We start from the raw sequence: 20,298 nt of genomic DNA, 5'->3' as shown, positions 1-20,298 counted from the left end.
CATCGACACCTGCTTGTTGAGCATCCGCCGCAAAAGCCTCATAACCAATAATTTCTAAAGGATTCAAATAACCCATTAACACAATCGGTGTTTGTTGGTTGCTTTGGCGAAACTCTTTGACCATCGTCAACACATCATGGCTGCTAGTATTATGCACCAATGCACGTTCATGAGCTTTAGTAATCGTTGGACCATCGGCCATTGGATCAGAAAATGGTACACCTAATTCGATAATATCTGCACCACCTGCTACCAAAGCGTGCATCATACTCACTGTATAACGCGGATGTGGATCACCTGCGGTAATATAAGGAATTAAGGCGGCACGTTGTTGCGTTTTTAAATTTGCAAAACAAGAAGCTATTCTGGACATAATAAATATCTTTAATCAATAAATTTTAAGCGTTGTTAAATAGTGACTGCGCCTTTGAAAACATATAATCGGACTGAAGCATTTGGGTGAAATGCCTCCATCTTTCACTACATTATTTCAATACCATCTAACTTGGCAACCGTAAACAAATCTTTGTCACCCCGTCCCGACAAATTACAAATAATAATTTTATCAGCACTGAGTGTTGGTGCGAGTTTATGGGCATACGCAAGGGCATGACTTGATTCTAGGGCAGGAATAATACCCTCGGTACGAGTGACATGACGGAAAGCATTGAGTGCTTCATCATCGGTAATTGCCACATAATTAACCCGACCAATATCTTTTAACCAACTATGCTCTGGGCCAACACCAGGGTAATCAAGTCCTGCGGATACAGAGTGGGTTTCAATAATTTGACCATTGGGGTCGGTCATTAAATACGTACGATTACCGTGTAATACGCCTATTTTACCTGCATTTAGCGGTGCTGAATGACGCGCGGTATTAATGCCATCACCTGCCGCTTCAACACCATACATAGCCACTGTTTCATCTTCAAGAAAAGGATGAAATAAACCAATGGCATTAGAGCCGCCACCCACACAAGCGACTAAAGCATCAGGCAAACGGCCTGTTTGTGCTAAACATTGTTGACGAGCTTCACGACCAATAATAGATTGAAAATCACGCACCATCATGGGATAAGGATGTGGGCCAGCCACCGTACCAATGGCATAATAGGTATTATCAACATTCGTTACCCAGTCACGCATCGCTTCGTTAAGGGCATCTTTTAGCGTTTTTGAGCCAGAAGTAACAGGCACAACGGTTGCACCTAATAATTTCATACGATAAACATTAGGTGCTTGACGTTTAACATCTTCTTCACCCATATATACCACACATTCCATGCCTAAACGTGCGGCAATAGTAGCGGTTGCTACGCCATGTTGTCCTGCACCTGTTTCGGCAATAATACGGGTTTTGCCTGAATGCTTGGCCAATAATGCTTGGCCAATGGTGTTATTCACTTTATGTGCGCCTGTATGGTTTAAATCTTCACGCTTTAAATAAATTTGCGCACCACCTAATTCCCGACTCCAACGCTCGGCATGATACAACGGCGAAGGACGACCGACATAAAATGCTAAATCTTTATCAAAATCGGCTCTAAATTGCGGGTCATCTTTGAGTCGTGCATAAAGTTTTTCTAAGTCCAACAGCGCGGCCATTAAGGTTTCGGACACAAAACGGCCACCGTGTACGCCAAAATGACCACGCGCATCAGGAAAATTTTTAAAGTTAATTGCCGTCATGCTGCATTCACTCCTGCCATAAAGGCTTGTAATAAGGTAAATTCTTTAATGCCTTTGCCACTTTCTACACCACCACTAACATCAACCGCATAAGGCTGTGTGAGGTGAATGGCTTCGCTGACATTTTCGGGGGTTAAACCACCTGCTAAAATCAAAGGCTTGGTGCTTTGCGGCCAATGTCGCCAATCAAAACTTTCACCCGTTCCACCTTTTAATTGTGGATGCCATGCGTCTAATAAAATACCGCTTGCTTGAGGATATTCGGCAATTTGAGCGACAATATCGACATTCGGCTGCATACGCAGGGCTTTAATCCACGGTGTTGCAAATTGCTGACAATAGCTCTGTGGCTCATCACCATGAAATTGTAATAAGCTTAAAGGCACTTGTGCTAATACTTGTTGCACGTCTTCGGCAGGTGCATCAACAAACAAGCCCACTGTTGTGACAAAAGGCGGTAATTGTTGAATGATCGAACGTGCTTGTTCGATACTAACAGCGCGTGGACTGGGTTGATAAAACACAAAGCCCAAGGCATCAGCCCCTAGACGAATCGCATCTAAAGCATCAGATAGTCGGGTTATGCCACAAATTTTAACTCGGGTACGATATGACAAGGCTTATTCTTCACTCATATAACCTCAGTATTTATTCACTGAGGAACAAAAAATATTTTAGAATCGGCGATTGTAGCAAAGCGAGTAACAATTACTAGACCTTATCGTTAACTTGTTGGACGAATATGCAGTTAGATTTTTGGAGAACATTATGCTTTGGCTTAAAGCCTTTCATATTATTGCGGTGATTTGCTGGTTTGCGGGGCTGTTTTATTTGCCTCGATTGTTTGTTTATCATGCTCAAAGTACCGACAGCACCAGCATTGAACGCTTTAAAATTATGGAGCGTAAGCTGTATCGAGGCATTATGTGGCCTTCTATGGTATTAACTATTGTGTTTGGTGCAGCGATGATTATGAATGCACCTGATTATTATTTAAAACAAGGTTGGTTACATGCAAAATTAGCCCTAGTCACTCTATTGATTGTATATCACTTCTTTTGTGGTTATTACCGTGAGCAATTTGCCAATGATAACAATCAAAAAACGCATGTTTTTTATCGAGTGTTTAATGAGTTGCCTGTGCTGTTATTAATTGCGGTGGTGATTTTAGTGGTGGTTAAGCCGTTTTAATATCATCTCAATCTATTAACTAAACCCCCTAATTTCTTGGTAATGCCAGTCAGTTAAGCATTTTTTGTTGGTTTCGACTCCGCTCAACCAACGAAAAATGCACCCTGAGCGAAGTCGAAGGGTTATTTTTAAGGGGCAATTTTCTCTTAACTGACTGGTATTACTAATTTCTTGGGGGTTTTCTTTGTTAGAAGTTAGTACTGACTCAAAACTATTGTCCTTGTCTTAAATCAATAAACGGGGTTGCACCACCTGTCACTTGTGGCAATTTACCATCCCATTTTTCAATAGCACGTTGTTGCATTTCAATTTGACGTAATTTAATCAAATTCTCAGTAACATTTTCTTTTTGCAATCGCAAAGACTCCGCTTCAGCTTGAGCTTGAGTAATTTTTTGTTCGGCTTCAATTTTAATCCGTTCTAAATCGCGCTCAGCTTTTAACTTCAACTGTTCGGCAGTGGTTTTAGATTCAATCGCATTATTAAACTCTTGAGAAAACGAAAAATTAACAATCGAAAAATCATCAACAATAACGCCATAAACCGCTAAACGAGTTAATAAATGTTGACGTATTTTTTCACGGACTTCTTGACGTTTAGAAATCAATTCTTCGGCGGTATATTGAGCAGTCGCTGCTTTCACAGACTCCGAAACCGCAGGCAAAATAATTCTGTCACCGACAGCATCAAACGTACCAATTTTTTGATATACCTGAGCCACTTTTTGTGGGTCTAAATGATAGTTAACTGCCACATTGGTAGTGACTTGTTGCAAATCTTTAGAGGCGGCATCACCTTGTCCTTCACCTTTTTGCACTTGCACATTCATAATCACCACTTTTTGCATAATTGGCACACGAAAATGCAATCCTTCATCTAAAACTTCTTTTTGCACTGCGCCAAAATTAAGCACAACACCTCGTTGACCAGCCCCAATGACCACAAAAGGGTTTAAAATTAACACAAGCACTAATGCAATACCGCCAATAACCGCGTATTTTATAAAATTTGCCATTTGCCCAACTCCTGTTGATTTTTGAGCGATAATTTAGATGACCGTAAACAAGCTTATCACGATAGTTTTGACTTTTATGATGTTATTTTTAACGTCGCTGACAAGGGCTGAAGAATTAAAGAGTTTCGCTGGTGGCGCATCGTTTAGTAGTAGTGGCAACAAAACACAATTTTTAAAAGCCGAACAAGCTTTTATGTTGCAGCACGAACAAAAAGGCCAAGAGTTAATTCTAAATTTTACGATTGCGCCTAATTATTATTTATACAAAGAACGTTTTAAATTTCAGGTCAATAATGGTAATGCCATTTTAGGCCAAGCTTATTATAGCCTTGAGCCAGAATGGAAAGATGACGCAGAATTTGGCCGAGTACAAGTTTTTCATCAAAGCCTAAGCATTACTATGCCTGTTAAAGGTAATGGCGAAATTTTAGTTCGTTGGCAAGGATGTGCTGATGCGGGTTTATGTTATGCCCCACAAGAGCAACTAATTAGTCTGGCTGGCGCACCTAGTAGTAGCCCTGCTACCTTAATTAATAATACGACTGTTAATCGAGAATCGGTCAGTATTCCTATTCCTACACTGATTCCATTAGTTAGCTATGATATTGTTGAAGAAGAAACGCCTGTTAACGAAAACATTACCACTGAAACACCCAACTCAGATAATGCCAAGCTGATTACCCAAAATACCGCCACCTTAATTTTGCCATCAACGACCGATTCAACAACAACTATTCCGACAACGACTTCAACCATTAATAATGATTTTAAATTACCTGAAAATCCAATGTTGGCCTTGTTAACACTATTTGTTTTAGGCTTAGGTTTAGCATTTACCCCTTGCGTATTACCCATGTTACCCATTGTTGCTAATATCGTTGCGAGGCAACATGCCAGCAATGCTCGACAAGGTTTATTTTTAGGTTTTGCTTATGCCATTGGCGTGGCTAGTAGCTATGGTTTGTTAGGTGTTTTGGTGTCTGCTTTTGGCAGTCAAGTTAATTTAGCGGCTTGGCTACAACATCCTTCTATTTTAATTAGTTTTAGTGTTTTATTTATTATTTTGGCTTTGGCTAGTTTTGATGTATTTCATTTGCAACTGCCACAAAGTTGGCAGCATCGTTTAGACCAACTGAGCAAAACAGGCAAAGCAGGTAGTTTTATTGGCACATGGTTAACAGGCTTTTTCTCGGCTTTGGTTGTTTCTCCGTGTGTATCAGCACCATTAGCGGGTGTTTTATTATCTGTTTCAACGCTGGGCAATCCACTAATGGGTGGCATAGCGTTGTTTATGTTGGGTTTAGGTTTAAGCACACCTTTAATGATTTTAGCCGCCAGTGAAGGCAAATTTATGCCTAAAGCAGGTTTATGGCTTAATCGCGTCAAACAAACCTTTGGTGTGTTATTACTTGCTGTTGCGGTTGCTTTGTTATCACGAGTGATTACAGACGCTAGTATGTTGTTTTTATGGGCGGCTTTATGTGTAGGCAGTGGATTTTGGATTAACCAATGGGGTGGCAAATGGCGTGTGGTATGGCGCAGTATTGCCTATATGTTGTTAATTTGGGGCGCGACATTATTGGTTGGCGCGGCTTTGGGCAGCAATGACCCTGTTAAACCCTTGGCAATTATCAAAAATAATACTGTCGCTAATTTTTCATCACCATCCACAGAAAAACATACCATTCATAGTGTTGATGAATTACAACAATATGTCGCCCAAGCTAAGCAAGAAAATAAAATATTGTTGGTAGATTTTTATGCAGATTGGTGTGTTAGCTGCAAAATTATGGAAAGAGAAATTTTTAATCAAGCAGATGTACAAAATCAATTACAAAACTGGTTAATTGTTAAAGCTGATGTGACTCAAAATAGTGCGACTGAACGAATGCTACAACAACAATTAGCGGTTTTTGGCCCTCCTGCTTTAGTCTTTTTTAAAGATGGGCAGGAGGTCTCTCGTTTGGTGGGTGAAGTCTCAAAAACTCAATTTTTAGAGCATATCAGTTCGATGTGAGAGGTTGGCAAACGCATAAGTTTAAGAAAGTTTGCTGGTTTTTCTCGTCTGCTAACAAGCATTGTTGATTTAGTATCAATAAGTTAAATAATGTTGGCTTAGCTAAAGACATTCCATCCTTGTGCATTCCATGTGCATTGCGTGGTGTAAGAGGCTCTAACAATAAACGCGATTCAGTACTAAAAACATTTGCTGAAATAGTCACTGACTGCCCCATTTTTTCACTTAGTCTCATCATCAATTCTTGATGACACTGTGAACTATTATTACTCGCCAATAATGCAGGACTTGGCTCTGTTTGTAGGCTTACACTAGGCACACTGCCACAAGCAACCAACATCGAGATAGCTAACAAAGCTAGGCTTTTTTTTATCATTTTTTATCGCCTAAAATAATCATATTACGTTGCCATTGTGGTTTCACTAATGGCCTAATTAAAGTTGAGTTAGCCATTTTAACACTTTGAAGCGAGTTATTCACAAAACACGTGTTATTTTCTCGATAATACAAGGCATTAGCTAATAAACCTTCTTGTGGACTGCCTAAAGCATCACTCAAGGTTTCATAAGCCAAACAAGTGGGTGCATAACCTATTGTTGGTACACTTTGCCCAAAGGCATTTTCACCTTTAAAATTAATGGCAAAATATGCTGTATCACAATTATTTGTCCCACTCATGCCATAAGGCTTTCCACAAGTGGTTTCCCCTATTCTAATTACTTGCATAAAAGGTGATAAGGCATTAATAATTGTTTCACTGGCAGAACAGGTTTCTTTAGTGGTTAATACAAATAATCGGTTTAAATTAAGATAGGGTAATGTTTGATTAGAAGGATATGATTTTGTCTCAAAATATTCATAATCAGTTGAATATTTTTTATTGTACACATAATGCTTAAATAACTTGCCTGCTGTTTTATTACCACCAATCATTGCGGCAAGTTCATTAGCAACATAAATATAACCACCACTATTAAAACGCAAATCTAAGACCAAATCGCTAATTTGTTGTTGTTTAAAATACGAGACAGCTTCAAGTAATTTATCTGTTGCGGTAGCTATATGATCATTAAATAATAAATACCCCACTTTGTCTTGAACGTTGTTGTTATTTGTAAGAACATGATAATAAGGCACAGGTGAAGTTACCAAATTTTGTCCTGTTAATACCGCCGTTTTATAATAACCTTTACCAACATCTAACAATTTTATAGAAAGCTGAACAAGCGGCTGTGGTTTTAATAACTGCTCAATTTGCTCAAAACTCAAGGTATTTATTTCTTGATTATTTAAGCTAGCCACATAATCACCACGCACAATCCCTGATTTTGCAGCCATAGAATTTGGCTCAACAAATCTGACGCGTAAATAGTTGTCTTGGTCATACGCCCATAATATGCCATAACTTAATTGCAAGCCTGATTCAAAAAAGCCCTCAGCTTCTTCTTTTGACATAGTATAACTAAATCTATCTTTGTCTTTGACTAACAACGCATCAAAATAATGACGGGACGTTGTATAATCTGCTGGCTTAACATCTTTAATTTCGTCATACCATAAATAGGTATCATCTAAAAATCCACGTACCCAAATTTTTTCAGCGTCCGCCGTGCACACATTTTCTGCCGAACGACAAACGCCATTCATATTAATTTGTCCTAAACGACAACTTACAATAGGAGTAGTAGCTGTGTTTGAGGGATTGTTGGTAGATTGCTGCAATTGGTTAGTCGTTTGCTGAGGTTCAGTGTCTCCACCACCGCCACCACAGGCCGCTAACAAGCCGAACATAATAAAGATACACAATCCTTTGATTGACGCATACATTCGTTAACACTCTAAACTAAAATCTTAGCTATTATATCCTATAAATTATCTAACTCTCTTAAATAAACATCAGCCTGTTGATTTATATCCTCTTTTTGCGCCTCTGTCATACTACTAACTTGTTTATAGACAATCCCTAAACGTGGATTTTTACTCAGTAATTCTTGATGACGTATAAAAAAATGCCAATATAAACTGTTAAATGGGCAGGCTTTTTCACCAATACGTTGTTTTTTGTTGTAGTGACAGCCTTGACAATAATCACTCATTTTGTCGATATAACTGGCTGATGACACATAAGGTTTAGTGGCTAAATGTCCACCATCGGCAAATTGGCTCATTCCTAAGGTATTTGGTAACTCGACCCATTCAAATGCATCTATATAGACACCTAAATACCATTGATGGACAGCCTGTGGTTTTAAGCCTGCTAACAAAGCAAAATTACCAATCACCATTAAACGCTGAATATGATGGGCATACGCCTGTGTTAACGATTGCCCTATGGCATGTGCCAAACAACGCATCTGGGTTTGGCCTGTCCAAAACCATGTCGGTAAATCACGTTGATGCTGAAAATAATTATGGTCTACATACTGGGGCATAGTTGCCCAATAGACACCACGTACATACTCACGCCAACCCAAAATTTGTCTTACAAAACCTTCAACAGCCGTCAATGGTGCTTGCCCTTGTTGATATGCTTGTTCTGCTGCTTGAATCACTTCGAATGGATGGAGGATCTTGCAATTCAAAGCAAAAGACAATAAAGAATGAAATAATCGCTCACTGTGTACGGTCATGGCATCTTGATAGTCACCAAAATATGGCAAAGACTCCTTTATAAACAGCCTGAGTAATGTTAATGACTCGGCTCTATTAATCGGCCAAGGCATATCCTCTGCAGGGACTTGACCAAAACTATTCACCCCTGCTTGTTGAATTGTTTGCCATAACTGACTGTGCTGATGATGAATCGGCCATGTTTTAGGTAAAATGGGTTGGCCACGCCACGGCTTACGATTATCGTGGTCAAAGTTCCATTGGCCACCTATCGGCTGTTGTTGCTCATCTATCAAAATATGGTGTTGAAGACGCATTTGTCGATAAAAACGCTCCATTAACCATTGTTTTTTGCCCTGAAATAAACGACTTACGCTATCTCGTTGACTAAAAAAATGCTCACTGCCACACATCTCTACCGAGATGGTTAGCTCTTTTGCTAATTGTGAAAGTTGCTGGTCAACACGCCATTCGTCAGGCTCTTGATATTGCAAGGTTTGCACCTGATAACGCGTTACCAGCCACTTAAGATTCGCTACAAAGTTATGCTGATTATCAACCGCATCAATGGTGATATATTTAATCCGATGGCCTTGTGCTTTGAGTTGCTTGGCAAAATCCCGCATTGCTGCAAAAATGGCTAAGATTTTTTGGCCATGATGCAGCACATAATCTGTTTCGCTGCGTATCTCCATCATCACATACAGCACGTTTTCATCGACTTGTGTAAACCATGAATGCAAGGGATTAAGCTGATCTCCCAAAATTAATCGTAAAATCATACTTGCCCCCACAAGGCTTGGTAGTCTCCTTGAGGGTCATACTGTTGTGCTTGTTTTTGTGGATTAAACCAACGCTGGCCACGCGGGTCTGTACCAATACCTGCCAAATACAACCAATTACCTTGATTACTGTAAACATCATAATCCAGCAACATCGATTCAAACCAAGCTGCACCTGCTTGCCAATTGCCTTGTAATTCATTTAACCAATAACTCGCCACATTCTGCCGCATGCGATTAGATAAATACCCTGTGGCTAACAACTCTCGCATACCTGCATCAATCCACGAATGACCTGTTGTGCCAGTTTGCTATTGACTAAAATTAGCGGCATTAAAAGGCGCAATCGAGGCATGACCTAAACCTGATTTGCGATATAGTTGTTTGCCATAACGTAAATGCAAAAAACGGAAATAATCACGCCATAATAGTTCGAACCATAACCAGTAGGTGCTGTCATTTGCGCCATGTTGCTGTTCATGCAGTTTCAGTAATTGATAGACATAACGCACCGATAACGCGCCCGTTGCTAACCACGGTGATAACTTAGAGGAATAATCTAACCCTATTAGGCCATTTCGGGTTTGTTTGTAGTGTTGGGGTAATAAACTAGCAAAATATGCTTGTGCAAACGCTAAGGCATCACGCTCACCGCCATGACACTTACTGAAAAAATAAGGAAAAGCCGAACGTGAGTCTGGTTGTGCGCTAACATTATCTAGGGCAGTGAATGGTGTTTTTTGTGGCGAATTGGGAGGTAGTGGCGGCAAGACACGCGGCGTTTCTATCGGCGCAACGACCTGACAACGCGCTTTTTCTATTTTTTGGCGAAACTGACTAAATACGGTGGGTAGTTGGACAATTTCAAAAGGTAATTGTGTAGGCGCATACAAACTGGATTGCCAAATACACGTCACTTTAACGCCTAAACTGCGTAAATAATCAACTTGCGCCTGCTCTTCTGGTGCTGCTATCTCTTCACAGACAATTTCATCAATTTGATAATCCTCGATAAATTTTGTGAGGGCTGTAATTGTATCGGAGGCCAATACCGTTAATTGGCTATCTATGTCACTTAATTGTTGGCTAAGGTCTTGTAATGCCTGACTTAAAAACACTTGCCGATGCTGACCTTGACGGACAAAACTCCAGATGGTGTTTTGTTGATGGGCTGTGTTTAGCCAATAAACTGGCAATAGATAATCGGCTTGCTGACAAGCATAGTGCAGTGCAGGATTATCGTGTAAGCGAAGGTCGTTTCTGAACCAGTAAATAATCGTCTTGGCCATAAGCTATCTCTTATTTTAGGGATAGCTTATGGCATTTATACACAATTACCATTAAACAAATCTGGGTCTAAACCTGCAATTATGCCTCTGATACTTGCTCTTTTTTGCTCTTCTTCGCTTTTTTCTTTTTTGGCTTATCCCCTTTTTCAATATCATGCCAATGTTTGAGCTGCGCTAACACTAAGCCCATAATACTGTCTTTGGGATATTTACCTTTGCTATTAAGCTCACCCATTGCATGAGACAACAACAATTCCAAGGCTTGATAGGCATGGCTAACGGCATAGATTCTAAATTGACCTTGCTCTACCGCCTGAATAATGTCTGGACGCAACATGAGGTTTCTCACATTTTGTTCAGGAATAATCACCCCTTGATTGCCTGTCATGCCTTTTAATTGGCAAGCGGCAAAAAAGCCTTCAATTTTGGCATTCACACCACCAATTGGTTGGATTTCGCCCATTTGGTTCATCGAACCTGTAATGCCTAAATCTTGACGAATTGGCAGCTCAGTAATGGCAGAAACTAAAGCCGCTAATTCGGCCATCGTTGCGCTATCACCTTCCACGCCCCCATAGTTTTGCTCCATAGCAATACTGGCTGAGAAATGTAAGGGTTTATCACGGCCAAATTTAGACTTTAAATAACTGGATAACAGCAATACCCCTTTAGCGTGCAAAGAGCCGCCTAAATCAACGGTACGCTCAATATCTAAGACATCACCGCCACCTTGATGCACCGTTGCGGTAATCCGAGACGGTAAACCAAACTCGCTGTCAGCATAATGAATGACTGTTAAGGCATTAACTTGACCAACCACTGCGCCATCACACAAAATTAACTGTGTGCCTTGGGCAATATCTTCTAAGTACAACTCACGTAGTTGACCACGACGACGTTCTTGACCTGCTAAGGCTAAACGCACATGTTCGGCAGAGACTAATTTTTGTTGCTGTTGTAACGCCCAATAATTGGCTTCACGCAATAAATCTCCGACACTGGCAGCGTGTAAAGATAATTTGTGTTGATCTTCAGCATTACGCGCACTTTCTTCGATTAACACCATCAATGCACTTTTATCAAATGGCATTAATTTTTCTTTAGCAACACAGTCCGCTAAAAAGTGAGCATATTTTTGTTCGTGCTCAATGGTACGTGACATACTATTGGCAAAATCGGCACGAATTTTAAATAATTGTTCTAATTCAGGATCGTACTCTTGTAATAAATGAAAAGTTTCTCGATCACCCAATAACACAATTTTTACGTCTAAGGGAATAGCATCAGGTTCTAAGGAAATAGTACCTGTTAAGGTTAACATTTGCTCTAAAGACGACAATTTTAAAGAACGTGAACGTAAAGCACGTTTTAGCCCTTGCCACGCATAAGGCTGTTCTAACACCTGTTCCGCTTCTAGCAATAAATAACCGCCATTCGCACGATGTAATGCCCCACCACGAATCAAGGTAAAATCGGTGGCCACTGTGCCCATATAAGTGACTTGTTCAACGTGTCCCATTAAGTTGTAGTGCGTGGGTAAATCTTCAAAAACAACAGGCGCGCCTTTTTTGGGATTGTGAGTAACAACAACATTAATTTGATAACGTGAAGGAATGGCGTTGTCACTGCTAACATTAGCCACAACATCGGTTTCCATTTCTTGATTGTTGACAATCAAATCTACGTTATCGACAATATCTTGTTGATAAGCCGACAAATAATCGACCACAGGCTTTAAGTCTTCATATTGCTCTTTGACTTTTTTGATTAATGGCTCAACTGCCAATAATGTCACTTCGTCATTCAGCTTTTGTACTTGATCACGGCTTTGATCTTCTAAACGCCCCAAACGATCCGCCAATTTTTGCAAGCGTTTTTCCATTTCTTGCATGGCATCTTTGCGTTGCTGTTGCTCTTCAGGCGTTAAGGCATTAAATGCTTCAACACTCATCACCTCGCCATCTTCACCAATTGGAGAAAAACCATGTCCACCCGGTGTGCGTAACAATAATTTAAGATGGCGCTTTTCGCCTTCTTGTGCCAACTCTTGCAAAGCAGTTTGCTGCGCTTGTGTCAGCTCCCCTTTGAGCATTTCAACACGACCAACATAAGTTTCATGTTGAAAACTGGCTTGTACTGCACGACTAATACTGCGCCATAATTTGGTTAAACTTTTCTTTACGGCAGGTGCTTTTCCTGCTGGTAATTCTAGGGCAATGGGCGTGCGTGGATCGCTAAAGTTATTAACATAACACCAATCGCTTGGCGCTTCTTCGTGTTGTGCAACCTCAACCAGCAAACGTTTAATCATAGTACGTTTGCCCAAGCCATTTTCACCAATGGCAAAAATATTATAACCATCGTGTGGCATGGCTAAGGCCATGTGCACCGCTTCTTTAGCACGATCTTGGCCTAAAAAATCATTAAAGGTTTTTAGACGGCGAGTATTAACAGGGAGTTCTGCATGTGCAGATTTATATAATTGACTAACAGCTAAAGGTTGAACGGTCATAAATCTTCCTAGTTTAATTTTATTTACTTAAGGGCTTGTGTGGGTAAGGCATAAGTGCCTGTTGCCAACGCCACTAAAACATCTTGACTATAAATGTGTACTGTTAAAACCACAGTACGTTTACCCGCTTTTATAATTTTGGCCTGTGCCTGCAAATCATGTTGGCTAGGTTTTGCTAAAAAATGGATACTAAAATCTTGGGTCACTGCTAAAAGTTGTTTGCCATAATGTGCCAACACCGCTGCATACATGGCTGCATCAGCAAGAGTCATCATGGTTGGCCCTGATAGAGTTCCACCTGCACGCAATTGATTTTGTTGATAGGGTAAAATACAGTCTGCTTCTAAAGGGCGCAAGGCCATCACACGAAAACCATCATCTTTGGCATTGCCAACACTATCTTGAATCCACTGGGTAATTTGTTCGGGCGTTGTCGGGTGCATAAATTGATTGTCACTAGAAAATAAGCGGCAATTTTAACGTAGTTATTCTAAAATCGGCATTGTTTTATTTGCTTTGCGGCTGTCTTTATTTAAGCCACTTATCTATAAAAATCACAAGCCCATATCAAATTTGTTTTTTACTAAGCTTTTATTGATTAAACTATTTGCCACATCACAAACCTCTGTTTGTACATAAAACCAATAATCAGGATTATCAATCGTTCGCTCTTTTATCTGTTGAGGAATAAAGCGGCTCATCTCTTTGTTAAAGTCGTCGTGTACTTCATCATCTTGCCTGAGCTTGTCAAGCTGCACTTTGAGCAACTCAATAAACTCTTGTTTTTGCTTGTTTCTTGCCGCTAATTTTTGATCATAAAGTGCTTCTGATAAAACTACGCCACGCTGTTTAATCCAAACAATATCCCATATATCACGAGGTTTAATTCGTCGTGCGCGATAAGCCAATGCTATCAACTTATCAACCAATATTTCTTCAAGGGATTGTACAGGCACAAGAATCCCTTCTGTTGAGACCATGATATTGTAATGATTCAATAATGGCCTTTTTTGTATATCAAAAGAGGGAATCGCACAAACATCAATATGAATTTTTTGCTGTGGTAAATCTGGTCGTGTAGCCTCTTTGATAATACTAATTGTCCATGAAGACGTATTACCTTGTTTATGTTGATTAGGTTTATTAACCCATACTGTCGTTTCGTATTTATGTTGAAGATATTGCTGAATGTCAGCCTCTAGGCCATTAAAGTGAGAAGGCTTAAAATCATGTCCGCCATTAAAATCAAGGTCTTCTGATAAGCGCGCACTGTTGTAGCACATGCGCAGCGAAGTACCGCCAATAAAAGTGAGTTGTTGCATAGCACCTTGATGAGTGTTGAAAAAACTGTATGAGTAGATTTGGTAAACTTAAGAAGATTATTGGAGTTTATCATGTCAAAGAAAGTGCAACGGCAGTACAGTGCTGAACTGAAGTCAAGTGCGGTAAAAATGGTGATTGAGGAGTTAAAAACCTTAAGTCAAGTATCACAAGACTTAGATATTCCGCTTCAAACACTGCACAGTTGGGTCAACAAAGGTCGTAAAGGGGAATTATCAGGTATTGGCACATACAATCCTGATTTAGTGGCCTTACAGACAGAAGTACGGCAACTGAAGAAACAATTAGCCGCAGCGGAAATGGAGCGTGAAATCTTAAAAAAGGCGGCGGCGTATTTTGCGAGGGACACCCTGCCAAATACGCGTTCATGAGGAATTATCACAAGACTTACCCTTTGTCGGTGATGGCGCGATTATTGGGTGTCAGTGTCACGGGTTACTTTGATTGGCTACATCGTAAGCCCTCAAAGCGACAACGTGAGCGAGAGCAAGCTCTGAAGTTGGTGACGGCGGCACATGAAGCGACTCGGGAGAGTTATAGTGCTGTCAGGCTACATCAGCACTTGAGGAATCAAGGGCATAGCCTCTCGTTGCATCGTGTACGCAGCTTACGTGAAGTCAATAATATTCGCTGCAAACGCCATAAACGCTTTAAAAACACCACGAATAGCGACCATCAAAAGCCTGTGTATGACAATCATCTCAAACAACAATTTGAGGTGGAACGTCCCAATGTGGCATGGTCTTGTGACATGACCTACGTTTTAACTGATGAAGGTTGGTTATATGTGGCTGGAGTGAAAGATGTGTACACAAAAGAATTGGTGGGCTATTGCCTATCTTCTCGCATGACGGCTGATATCGTGGTGCAGGCATTAACAATGGCGATTAAACGGCGAAAACCGACGAAAGGCTTAATTGTTCATTCTGACAGAGGCAGTCAATACTGTAGCCATGCTTATCGTGATTTAATCGCGCAACATGAATTTGTGGGTTCAATGAGTGCTAAGGGGAATTGTTATGATAATGCGCCCATTGAAAGCTTTTGGGCAACGTTAAAAAACGAGTTGGTTTACCATCAGCACTATGCAACGCGTATGGAAGCCATCAAGGATATTCAATATTTTATTGAGATTTTCTACAATCGAATGCGAATTCAAGCTAAACTAAATTTTAGGTCGCCAGCTCAAGCATTTGAACAGTTTAAGATGGCGGCTTAATTTATCCCAAGTCCAGTCATACGCTAAACTCAACACATATCAGTGTGGTGTCAATCGTCAACTCAGCGTTACCACCATTGCAGCCATTGATAATACTCACTTTAGCCGTTTTTAGTTGACGGTGTAACCCTTGTTCAAGTTGACGCTAATCACGCCTTAAACTCTATTTTTAAAACAAACTGATAGTTATTTAGTGGGGTGAATCATGGCTGCAAGACAATGGACAGAGGAACAACGCAAGGCGCAAGCTGAAAAAATACGTCAACACAAAATATGGCTTAAATCGACAGGGCCAACCAGTGAGCAAGGTAAAGACATTGTTTCTCAAAATGCACTTAAGACTGGAGAGCATACTGCTGATAAAGTGGCTGAACGAAAACGCAAAGCCGCGAACAAGAGACCATTGTTTAAAGGCGGTATGATTTTAGACACGTATGGAGATAAGCGTTTTAGATGGGATCGTTCAATTAATTATTTTGGTGCTTTTAAAACAATCAAAAAAGCTGACAGAGAGAAAATTAGACTTAAATTAAGAGCTGAGGCTTATCTATCTTCTTAATTTTGTATATAAGCCCAAAAGGATGCATTTCTTTTTGTTGTAGCCCCCGTATAGCCCGAGAAAAATTCATCACAAATAAAAAAGGGCTGCTATTATGCAACCCTTTGATATATATACACTTAATTGGTGGCTATGACGGGACTCGAACCTGTGACCCCAGCATTATGAGTGCTGTGCTCTAACCAACTGAGCTACATAGCCATCTACTCAACAAGTGAGGCGCATATTTTCTTTATAAACCAACATCATGTCAAGCATTTATTAACTAAAATTACTTATTAAACTCAATATCGCGCAAAAATTGAGCCATATCTTTTAAATACTTCCCTTGATCTAAATGCAAAATATGATTTCCGGGAAACCAATGCAAACGACATCTATCCCAATGCTCCCACAACAAACGACTATGTTTGGGTGGTGCAAGCCTATCTCCTGCCCCGCTAATAATCATTAATCGCTCTTTGGGTAATTTGGGCTTATAGGTGAGCGGACATTGTACGGACAAGGTATGACGAGCCTCATGAATATTAATACCCGCCATACGCAAGCCAGTTTTAACTAAAGGGGCAACAGGAAACCACTCATACAACAAATCCACCAAACTCACTACAGGCACATTTGGCATACAAAACTGTAATCTATCCTCCACTGCTGCTAACACAGCACTGGTGTAGCCACCTAAAGAAATACCTGTCACACCCATTTTTTCCACACCTGTACTTTCTAAATAATCCATAAATAAACGAAAATCATAAACTGCGTGAGCCACTGCCTCATTAATATGCAAAATACCATGAGCAAAATATCCATAACCGCCAAAAGGCTCTAACGGTGCACGACGACGGCCATGAAATGGCAAGGTATATAATAAAATGTCATAACCTTGCTTATAAAACCACGGCAAAGCTAACCATTTACTATTAAACCAGTAAGGATCAGCCATAAAACCATGAATCATACAAATGGTTGGTCTTGGTTTGTCACCATGTTGCCAATGTTGCGCCCATGCCGTACGGTTGTGAGTTAATTTGGCATAATCCTCACGCTTTTTGGGATTCACCGTTTCAAAAGGACTTTCAAACGATAACAACTCACAGCGACCACCATCATCAGGTTTATAATCCATCACGCCTGCAGGATGGCGATGCACGATGACTTTCTCAGTAGGTTTTTTAAAAAATTGTGTTGGGTCGTGAGTATCACCTAATTTCTGATAAAAAAATCGATCTTGATAATCTTCTGCTAATTGTTTGGGTGATAACGTAAATGGTAAACAACAAACACTGGCTAACGAAGCCATTGCCGTCCGTAAACCAATATCCAAAGCGGCTGTTCCCTCAACCATCATTTGAGTTTTAAAATCTAAATAAAAATCATCTGGAAACTTATGAAAGCTAGGCTCTAAAGAATTCCACCACGGTTGCTCGGGCAAAAAGCGACGAGAATGGCCATAGGTTTGATTGGCAACACGCGAAACAATAGAACTCAGCTTTTCCATAGTCTTAAACTCAACTTATTGGACGATAGTACGGTAAAATAGCTTATCTTCTGCTATGCTGACAAGTCTTAAAAATATTTTCATTTATTTATTGTCTTTAGGACACTAATTATCTATACTCACTTCAATACAAACATAAATAGGAGTCTTCATCATGAGTCAGGACAGTCAACAAGAAGGTGCTTTTTTACTATCACTCAAACGTAATAACGACAAAATTCGAGAAGATCGTGCACTGGCAATTGCAGAAGATGCCCAACTTATTTTTAAGCGTGAAATAGAAGACATGGCCATTCAACTGAAGCGTCTGCAACGTGAACGTGATGGTTTATTAGATTTATCGCCTACCACGGCAGATAGTTTGGTTTTAGCCAATGATTTTGATGCCAAAACCTTTGTTGAAAAAGATCTACAGTTAGGCATTCAAATGCGTAATTTAGAAATCCGCCTCGAGATTGCTAAACAACGTTATGCCTTTTTATTTGTTTAATTAAATGGAGAGCCATCATGGGATACACACACTATTCTGTTAATGATCGTCGTCAACGTGCTGAAGCTGCTGGCTTTGCCACACGTAGTCGTGATGAGATTTTTAGCCAACAAAAATCACAATCCATCCACGAATCCATGGATCCACGCAAAGCTTTATTAAGGGAAAGTCGCGATTCAGCCACTCACCCCAACTCTATTCCCATTATCATTGCCTTAGATGTGACGGGTTCAATGGGGCAGATTCCTCATAGTTTGGTGATTGACGGCTTGCCAACCTTAATGTCGACCATTATTCAACATGGTTTTCCTGATCCACAAATTTTATTTATGGCAATTGGCGATCAAGAATGTGACCGTTTCCCACTACAAGTTGGTCAATTTGAATCGGGTGATGCTGAGTTAGATTTATGGCTAACACGCACCTATTTAGAAGGCGGTGGTGGTGGAAATGGTGGTGAAAGTTATCACCTAGCCTATGCTTTTGCAGGTTTACGCACTGCACATGATGCTTGGGATAAAAGAAAACAAAAAGGTTTGTTATTTACCATTGGTGATGAACCTTGTTTGAGTCATTTACCCCCTGTAGTTTTACGCGAAGTCATGCTTGAAGAAAGCCAACAAACGTGGACTGTTGAACAGCTATTACAGTTAGTACAACAAAAATATGATGTATTTCATTTACATCTATTACAAGGCTCTGCGGGAAGTCGTTCATTAGGCTATTGGCAACAGCTATTAGGTCAGCATTGTTTAGTTATTGATAATATTAGCAAAATACCACAAGTGATTGCACAAACAGTGATTCAACATGCTCAACAATATGCCACTAAAAAACCAACCATATCTGAGCTGATGTTATGAAACAGCAAGCAAAAATTGTTTTAGGCTTAGCCTTTGGTGACGAAGGCAAAGGTCTAAGCACAGACTATTTATGTCAACAATATCCCAATAGCCTTGTTGTCCGCTTTTCTGGCGGACAACAATGTGGCCATCAAGTACGTATTGGTCAAGAACGGCATATTCACTCAAATTTTGGCAGTGGTACATTGCGTGGTCTGCCCTCTTTTTTTACCGAGCATTGTTGCTTTTATCCTGTAACCTTGCTTAATGAATATAAAATATTAATCAATAAAGGCGTGTCACCTGTTTTATATTTGCATCCTTTATGCAAATTAACCACGCCTTTTGACGTATTAGCCAATCGCTTTAGTGAACGGCAAAAAACTCATGGAAGTTGTGGTTTAGGCATTGGTAAAACCATGCAGCGCGAACAAATGGGTTATCATTTATTTGCCATTGATACTCTCTATCCAGAGTTATTAAGCCAAAAGCTTAATTTACTGCGTCATTATTATTTTCAGCACTATAACTTTAGCTCTGACGAATTGACGTGGTTAAGTCAAGAGCTCGCCCTTTTTCAACAAGCCATTATTGACCGCCCCTATAAGATAGCGGATTATGACTTATGGCAACAATATTCACATTTTATTTTTGAAGGCTCACAAGGCATTCTCCTTGATCAAAAACATGGCTTGTTTCCACATGTAACCTATGCCAACACCACCAGCAAAAATGCTATTGAGTTATGTCAACGGTTTAATATTGCTTATGAGATTTTTTATGTGACGCGTTGTTATGGCACACGTCATGGAAAAGGTTGGTTAGCCAAAGAAACCGATCAACTTAACATCATGGCTAACCCACATGAAACCAACCAATTTAATGACTATCAAGGTGAATTTAGATTAGCAGAAATCGATTATTCATCTTTAAATTATGCTTTAGCGGTCGATGCCATTTATGCCCAACACTGCCCAAAACATTTGGTAGTGACTTGTTTAGATCAGCGTCCTGATTTTACATTTGATTATGAGCGATTAAATAATACTTTTAATCATATTTACGAGTCTTATTCAGATAACAGTGATAATTTACAAGTTATCAAGTAAGTGGTTTATTACTTAAACAGTTAAGCATGACAAAATACTAGACAAATCATCAAAATCCGCTAATATAGCAGCCCTCTTCGGGGCGTAGCGCAGCCTGGTAGCGCACTTGCATGGGGTGCAAGGGGTCGCGAG

At 40.1% G+C, this 20,298-nt stretch carries 19 protein-coding genes, 1 tRNA gene and 1 pseudogene; 7 read left to right on the top strand and 14 right to left on the bottom strand.

The features are described from left to right. The 3 genes from trpA to Q0212_RS04195 form a co-directional block, all read right to left on the bottom strand. Positions 1 to 373, bottom strand: a 373-nt coding sequence (gene trpA, locus Q0212_RS04205; RefSeq protein ID WP_297922677.1) for a tryptophan synthase subunit alpha, incomplete at its 3' end; no start/stop codon positions are given. A 107-nt stretch (positions 374 to 480) separates the two neighbouring features. Continuing rightward, on the bottom strand, positions 481 to 1,692 hold the full coding sequence (trpB, locus tag Q0212_RS04200; RefSeq protein ID WP_297922674.1) for a tryptophan synthase subunit beta: 1,212 nt from the start codon (positions 1,690 to 1,692) through the stop codon (positions 481 to 483). Continuing rightward, positions 1,689 to 2,309, bottom strand: coding sequence for a phosphoribosylanthranilate isomerase (locus Q0212_RS04195; protein WP_297922671.1), 621 nt, complete (start codon positions 2,307 to 2,309; stop codon positions 1,689 to 1,691). Before Q0212_RS04195 ends, trpB begins: the two co-directional genes overlap by 4 nt. A gap of 151 nt (positions 2,310 to 2,460) precedes the next feature. Here Q0212_RS04195 and hemJ point away from each other — a divergent pair, with 151 nt between their 5' ends. Next, on the top strand, positions 2,461 to 2,883 hold the full coding sequence (hemJ, locus tag Q0212_RS04190) for a protoporphyrinogen oxidase HemJ (protein WP_297922669.1): 423 nt from the start codon (positions 2,461 to 2,463) through the stop codon (positions 2,881 to 2,883). A gap of 211 nt (positions 2,884 to 3,094) precedes the next feature. Here the strand turns inward: hemJ and Q0212_RS04185 are convergent, their stop codons facing one another. After that, the gene (locus Q0212_RS04185; RefSeq protein ID WP_297922666.1) at positions 3,095 to 3,898 is read right to left on the bottom strand and encodes a prohibitin family protein; all 804 of its coding nucleotides are present in this window, start codon (positions 3,896 to 3,898) and stop codon (positions 3,095 to 3,097) included. A gap of 76 nt (positions 3,899 to 3,974) precedes the next feature. Here Q0212_RS04185 and dsbD point away from each other — a divergent pair, with 76 nt between their 5' ends. Then, a complete protein-coding gene (dsbD, locus tag Q0212_RS04180; RefSeq protein ID WP_297922663.1) occupies positions 3,975 to 5,915 on the top strand; it encodes a protein-disulfide reductase DsbD in 1,941 nt (646 codons plus the stop codon). On the opposite strand, the gene Q0212_RS04175 is transcribed toward dsbD, so the two are convergent. The 8 genes and pseudogenes from Q0212_RS04175 to Q0212_RS04140 all read right to left on the bottom strand — a co-directional run bounded on the left by Q0212_RS04175 (position 5,902) and on the right by Q0212_RS04140 (position 14,430). After that, the gene (locus Q0212_RS04175; RefSeq protein WP_297922660.1) at positions 5,902 to 6,291 is read right to left on the bottom strand and encodes a hypothetical protein; all 390 of its coding nucleotides are present in this window, start codon (positions 6,289 to 6,291) and stop codon (positions 5,902 to 5,904) included. The genes dsbD and Q0212_RS04175 overlap by 14 nt on opposite strands. Beyond that, entirely contained in the window at positions 6,288 to 7,706 is a 1,419-nt protein-coding gene (locus Q0212_RS04170) for a S41 family peptidase (protein ID WP_297922657.1), read from the bottom strand. Before Q0212_RS04170 ends, Q0212_RS04175 begins: the two co-directional genes overlap by 4 nt. A 74-nt stretch (positions 7,707 to 7,780) precedes the next feature. Next, on the bottom strand, positions 7,781 to 9,307 hold the full coding sequence (locus tag Q0212_RS04165; RefSeq protein WP_297922654.1) for a cryptochrome/photolyase family protein: 1,527 nt from the start codon (positions 9,305 to 9,307) through the stop codon (positions 7,781 to 7,783). After that, positions 9,304 to 9,606, bottom strand: a pseudogene (locus tag Q0212_RS04160) (FAD-binding domain-containing protein); the annotation flags it as partial. The gene Q0212_RS04165 and the pseudogene Q0212_RS04160, both read right to left, overlap by 4 nt. Positions 9,607 to 9,618: 12 nt before the next feature. Continuing rightward, the gene (locus Q0212_RS04155) at positions 9,619 to 10,596 is read right to left on the bottom strand and encodes a deoxyribodipyrimidine photo-lyase (RefSeq protein ID WP_297922651.1); all 978 of its coding nucleotides are present in this window, start codon (positions 10,594 to 10,596) and stop codon (positions 9,619 to 9,621) included. A 79-nt stretch (positions 10,597 to 10,675) separates the two neighbouring features. Beyond that, complete coding sequence (locus Q0212_RS04150; protein WP_297922647.1) at positions 10,676 to 13,108, bottom strand: AAA family ATPase; 2,433 nt, start codon at positions 13,106 to 13,108, stop codon at positions 10,676 to 10,678. Positions 13,109 to 13,131: 23 nt separating this feature from the next. Next, positions 13,132 to 13,551 carry a PaaI family thioesterase gene (locus Q0212_RS04145; RefSeq protein WP_297922644.1) on the bottom strand — a complete coding sequence of 140 codons (420 nt, stop codon included), beginning with the start codon at positions 13,549 to 13,551 and terminating at the stop codon, positions 13,132 to 13,134. A 111-nt stretch (positions 13,552 to 13,662) separates the two neighbouring features. Beyond that, entirely contained in the window at positions 13,663 to 14,430 is a 768-nt protein-coding gene (locus Q0212_RS04140; protein WP_297922642.1) for a nucleotidyl transferase AbiEii/AbiGii toxin family protein, read from the bottom strand. A 72-nt stretch (positions 14,431 to 14,502) separates the two neighbouring features. Here Q0212_RS04140 and Q0212_RS04135 point away from each other — a divergent pair. Both Q0212_RS04135 and Q0212_RS04130 read left to right on the top strand, forming a co-directional pair. Beyond that, positions 14,503 to 15,668 (top strand): IS3 family transposase gene (locus Q0212_RS04135; RefSeq protein WP_297922640.1). Its coding sequence is split into 2 segments (ribosomal slippage): positions 14,503 to 14,761 and positions 14,761 to 15,668, totalling 1,167 coding nucleotides; the frame shifts between segments, so codons are not numbered across the junction. Positions 15,669 to 15,873: 205 nt separating this feature from the next. Beyond that, entirely contained in the window at positions 15,874 to 16,227 is a 354-nt protein-coding gene (locus tag Q0212_RS04130) for a hypothetical protein (RefSeq protein WP_297922638.1), read from the top strand. A gap of 124 nt (positions 16,228 to 16,351) precedes the next feature. Here Q0212_RS04130 and Q0212_RS04125 read toward each other — a convergent pair. Beyond that, a tRNA-Met gene (locus tag Q0212_RS04125) sits at positions 16,352 to 16,428 on the bottom strand. Positions 16,429 to 16,498: 70 nt separating this feature from the next. Continuing rightward, positions 16,499 to 17,725 carry a S9 family peptidase gene (locus Q0212_RS04120; protein ID WP_297922635.1) on the bottom strand — a complete coding sequence of 409 codons (1,227 nt, stop codon included), beginning with the start codon at positions 17,723 to 17,725 and terminating at the stop codon, positions 16,499 to 16,501. A gap of 154 nt (positions 17,726 to 17,879) precedes the next feature. Here Q0212_RS04120 and Q0212_RS04115 point away from each other — a divergent pair, with 154 nt between their 5' ends. Genes Q0212_RS04115 through Q0212_RS04105 form a run of 3 tightly spaced genes read left to right on the top strand, consistent with a single transcriptional unit; the run spans position 17,880 to position 20,166 of the window. After that, complete coding sequence (locus tag Q0212_RS04115) at positions 17,880 to 18,215, top strand: hypothetical protein (RefSeq protein ID WP_297922632.1); 336 nt, start codon at positions 17,880 to 17,882, stop codon at positions 18,213 to 18,215. A gap of 17 nt (positions 18,216 to 18,232) precedes the next feature. Then, a complete protein-coding gene (locus Q0212_RS04110) occupies positions 18,233 to 19,078 on the top strand; it encodes a hypothetical protein (RefSeq protein ID WP_297922629.1) in 846 nt (281 codons plus the stop codon). Further along, positions 19,075 to 20,166: an adenylosuccinate synthetase gene (locus Q0212_RS04105; protein WP_297922626.1), complete on the top strand. Its 1,092-nt coding sequence runs from the start codon at positions 19,075 to 19,077 to the stop codon at positions 20,164 to 20,166. Before Q0212_RS04110 ends, Q0212_RS04105 begins: the two co-directional genes overlap by 4 nt. Positions 20,167 to 20,298 lie beyond the last annotated feature (132 nt).

This window comes from uncultured Agitococcus sp., assembly GCF_937920075.1.
In the GTDB taxonomy this organism is placed as follows: domain Bacteria; phylum Pseudomonadota; class Gammaproteobacteria; order Pseudomonadales; family Moraxellaceae; genus Agitococcus.
Note: the sequence above shows the minus strand (reverse complement) of the source record. Positions and strands in the feature narration are given on the sequence as shown.

Coding starts and splice junctions, on each gene's coding strand:
- trpB (WP_297922674.1), bottom strand. CDS start 1,692: ATGACGGCAATTAACTTTAAAAATTTTCCTGATGCGCGTGGTCATTTT.
- hemJ (WP_297922669.1), top strand. CDS start 2,461: ATGCTTTGGCTTAAAGCCTTTCATATTATTGCGGTGATTTGCTGGTTT.
- Q0212_RS04185 (WP_297922666.1), bottom strand. CDS start 3,898: ATGGCAAATTTTATAAAATACGCGGTTATTGGCGGTATTGCATTAGTG.
- dsbD (WP_297922663.1), top strand. CDS start 3,975: ATGATGTTATTTTTAACGTCGCTGACAAGGGCTGAAGAATTAAAGAGT.
- Q0212_RS04175 (WP_297922660.1), bottom strand. CDS start 6,291: ATGATAAAAAAAAGCCTAGCTTTGTTAGCTATCTCGATGTTGGTTGCT.
- Q0212_RS04170 (WP_297922657.1), bottom strand. CDS start 7,706: ATGTTCGGCTTGTTAGCGGCCTGTGGTGGCGGTGGTGGAGACACTGAA.
- Q0212_RS04165 (WP_297922654.1), bottom strand. CDS start 9,307: ATGATTTTACGATTAATTTTGGGAGATCAGCTTAATCCCTTGCATTCA.
- Q0212_RS04155 (WP_297922651.1), bottom strand. CDS start 10,596: ATGGCCAAGACGATTATTTACTGGTTCAGAAACGACCTTCGCTTACAC.
- Q0212_RS04150 (WP_297922647.1), bottom strand. CDS start 13,108: ATGACCGTTCAACCTTTAGCTGTTAGTCAATTATATAAATCTGCACAT.
- Q0212_RS04145 (WP_297922644.1), bottom strand. CDS start 13,551: ATGCACCCGACAACGCCCGAACAAATTACCCAGTGGATTCAAGATAGT.
- Q0212_RS04140 (WP_297922642.1), bottom strand. CDS start 14,430: ATGCAACAACTCACTTTTATTGGCGGTACTTCGCTGCGCATGTGCTAC.
- Q0212_RS04130 (WP_297922638.1), top strand. CDS start 15,874: ATGGCTGCAAGACAATGGACAGAGGAACAACGCAAGGCGCAAGCTGAA.
- Q0212_RS04120 (WP_297922635.1), bottom strand. CDS start 17,725: ATGGAAAAGCTGAGTTCTATTGTTTCGCGTGTTGCCAATCAAACCTAT.
- Q0212_RS04115 (WP_297922632.1), top strand. CDS start 17,880: ATGAGTCAGGACAGTCAACAAGAAGGTGCTTTTTTACTATCACTCAAA.
- Q0212_RS04110 (WP_297922629.1), top strand. CDS start 18,233: ATGGGATACACACACTATTCTGTTAATGATCGTCGTCAACGTGCTGAA.
- Q0212_RS04105 (WP_297922626.1), top strand. CDS start 19,075: ATGAAACAGCAAGCAAAAATTGTTTTAGGCTTAGCCTTTGGTGACGAA.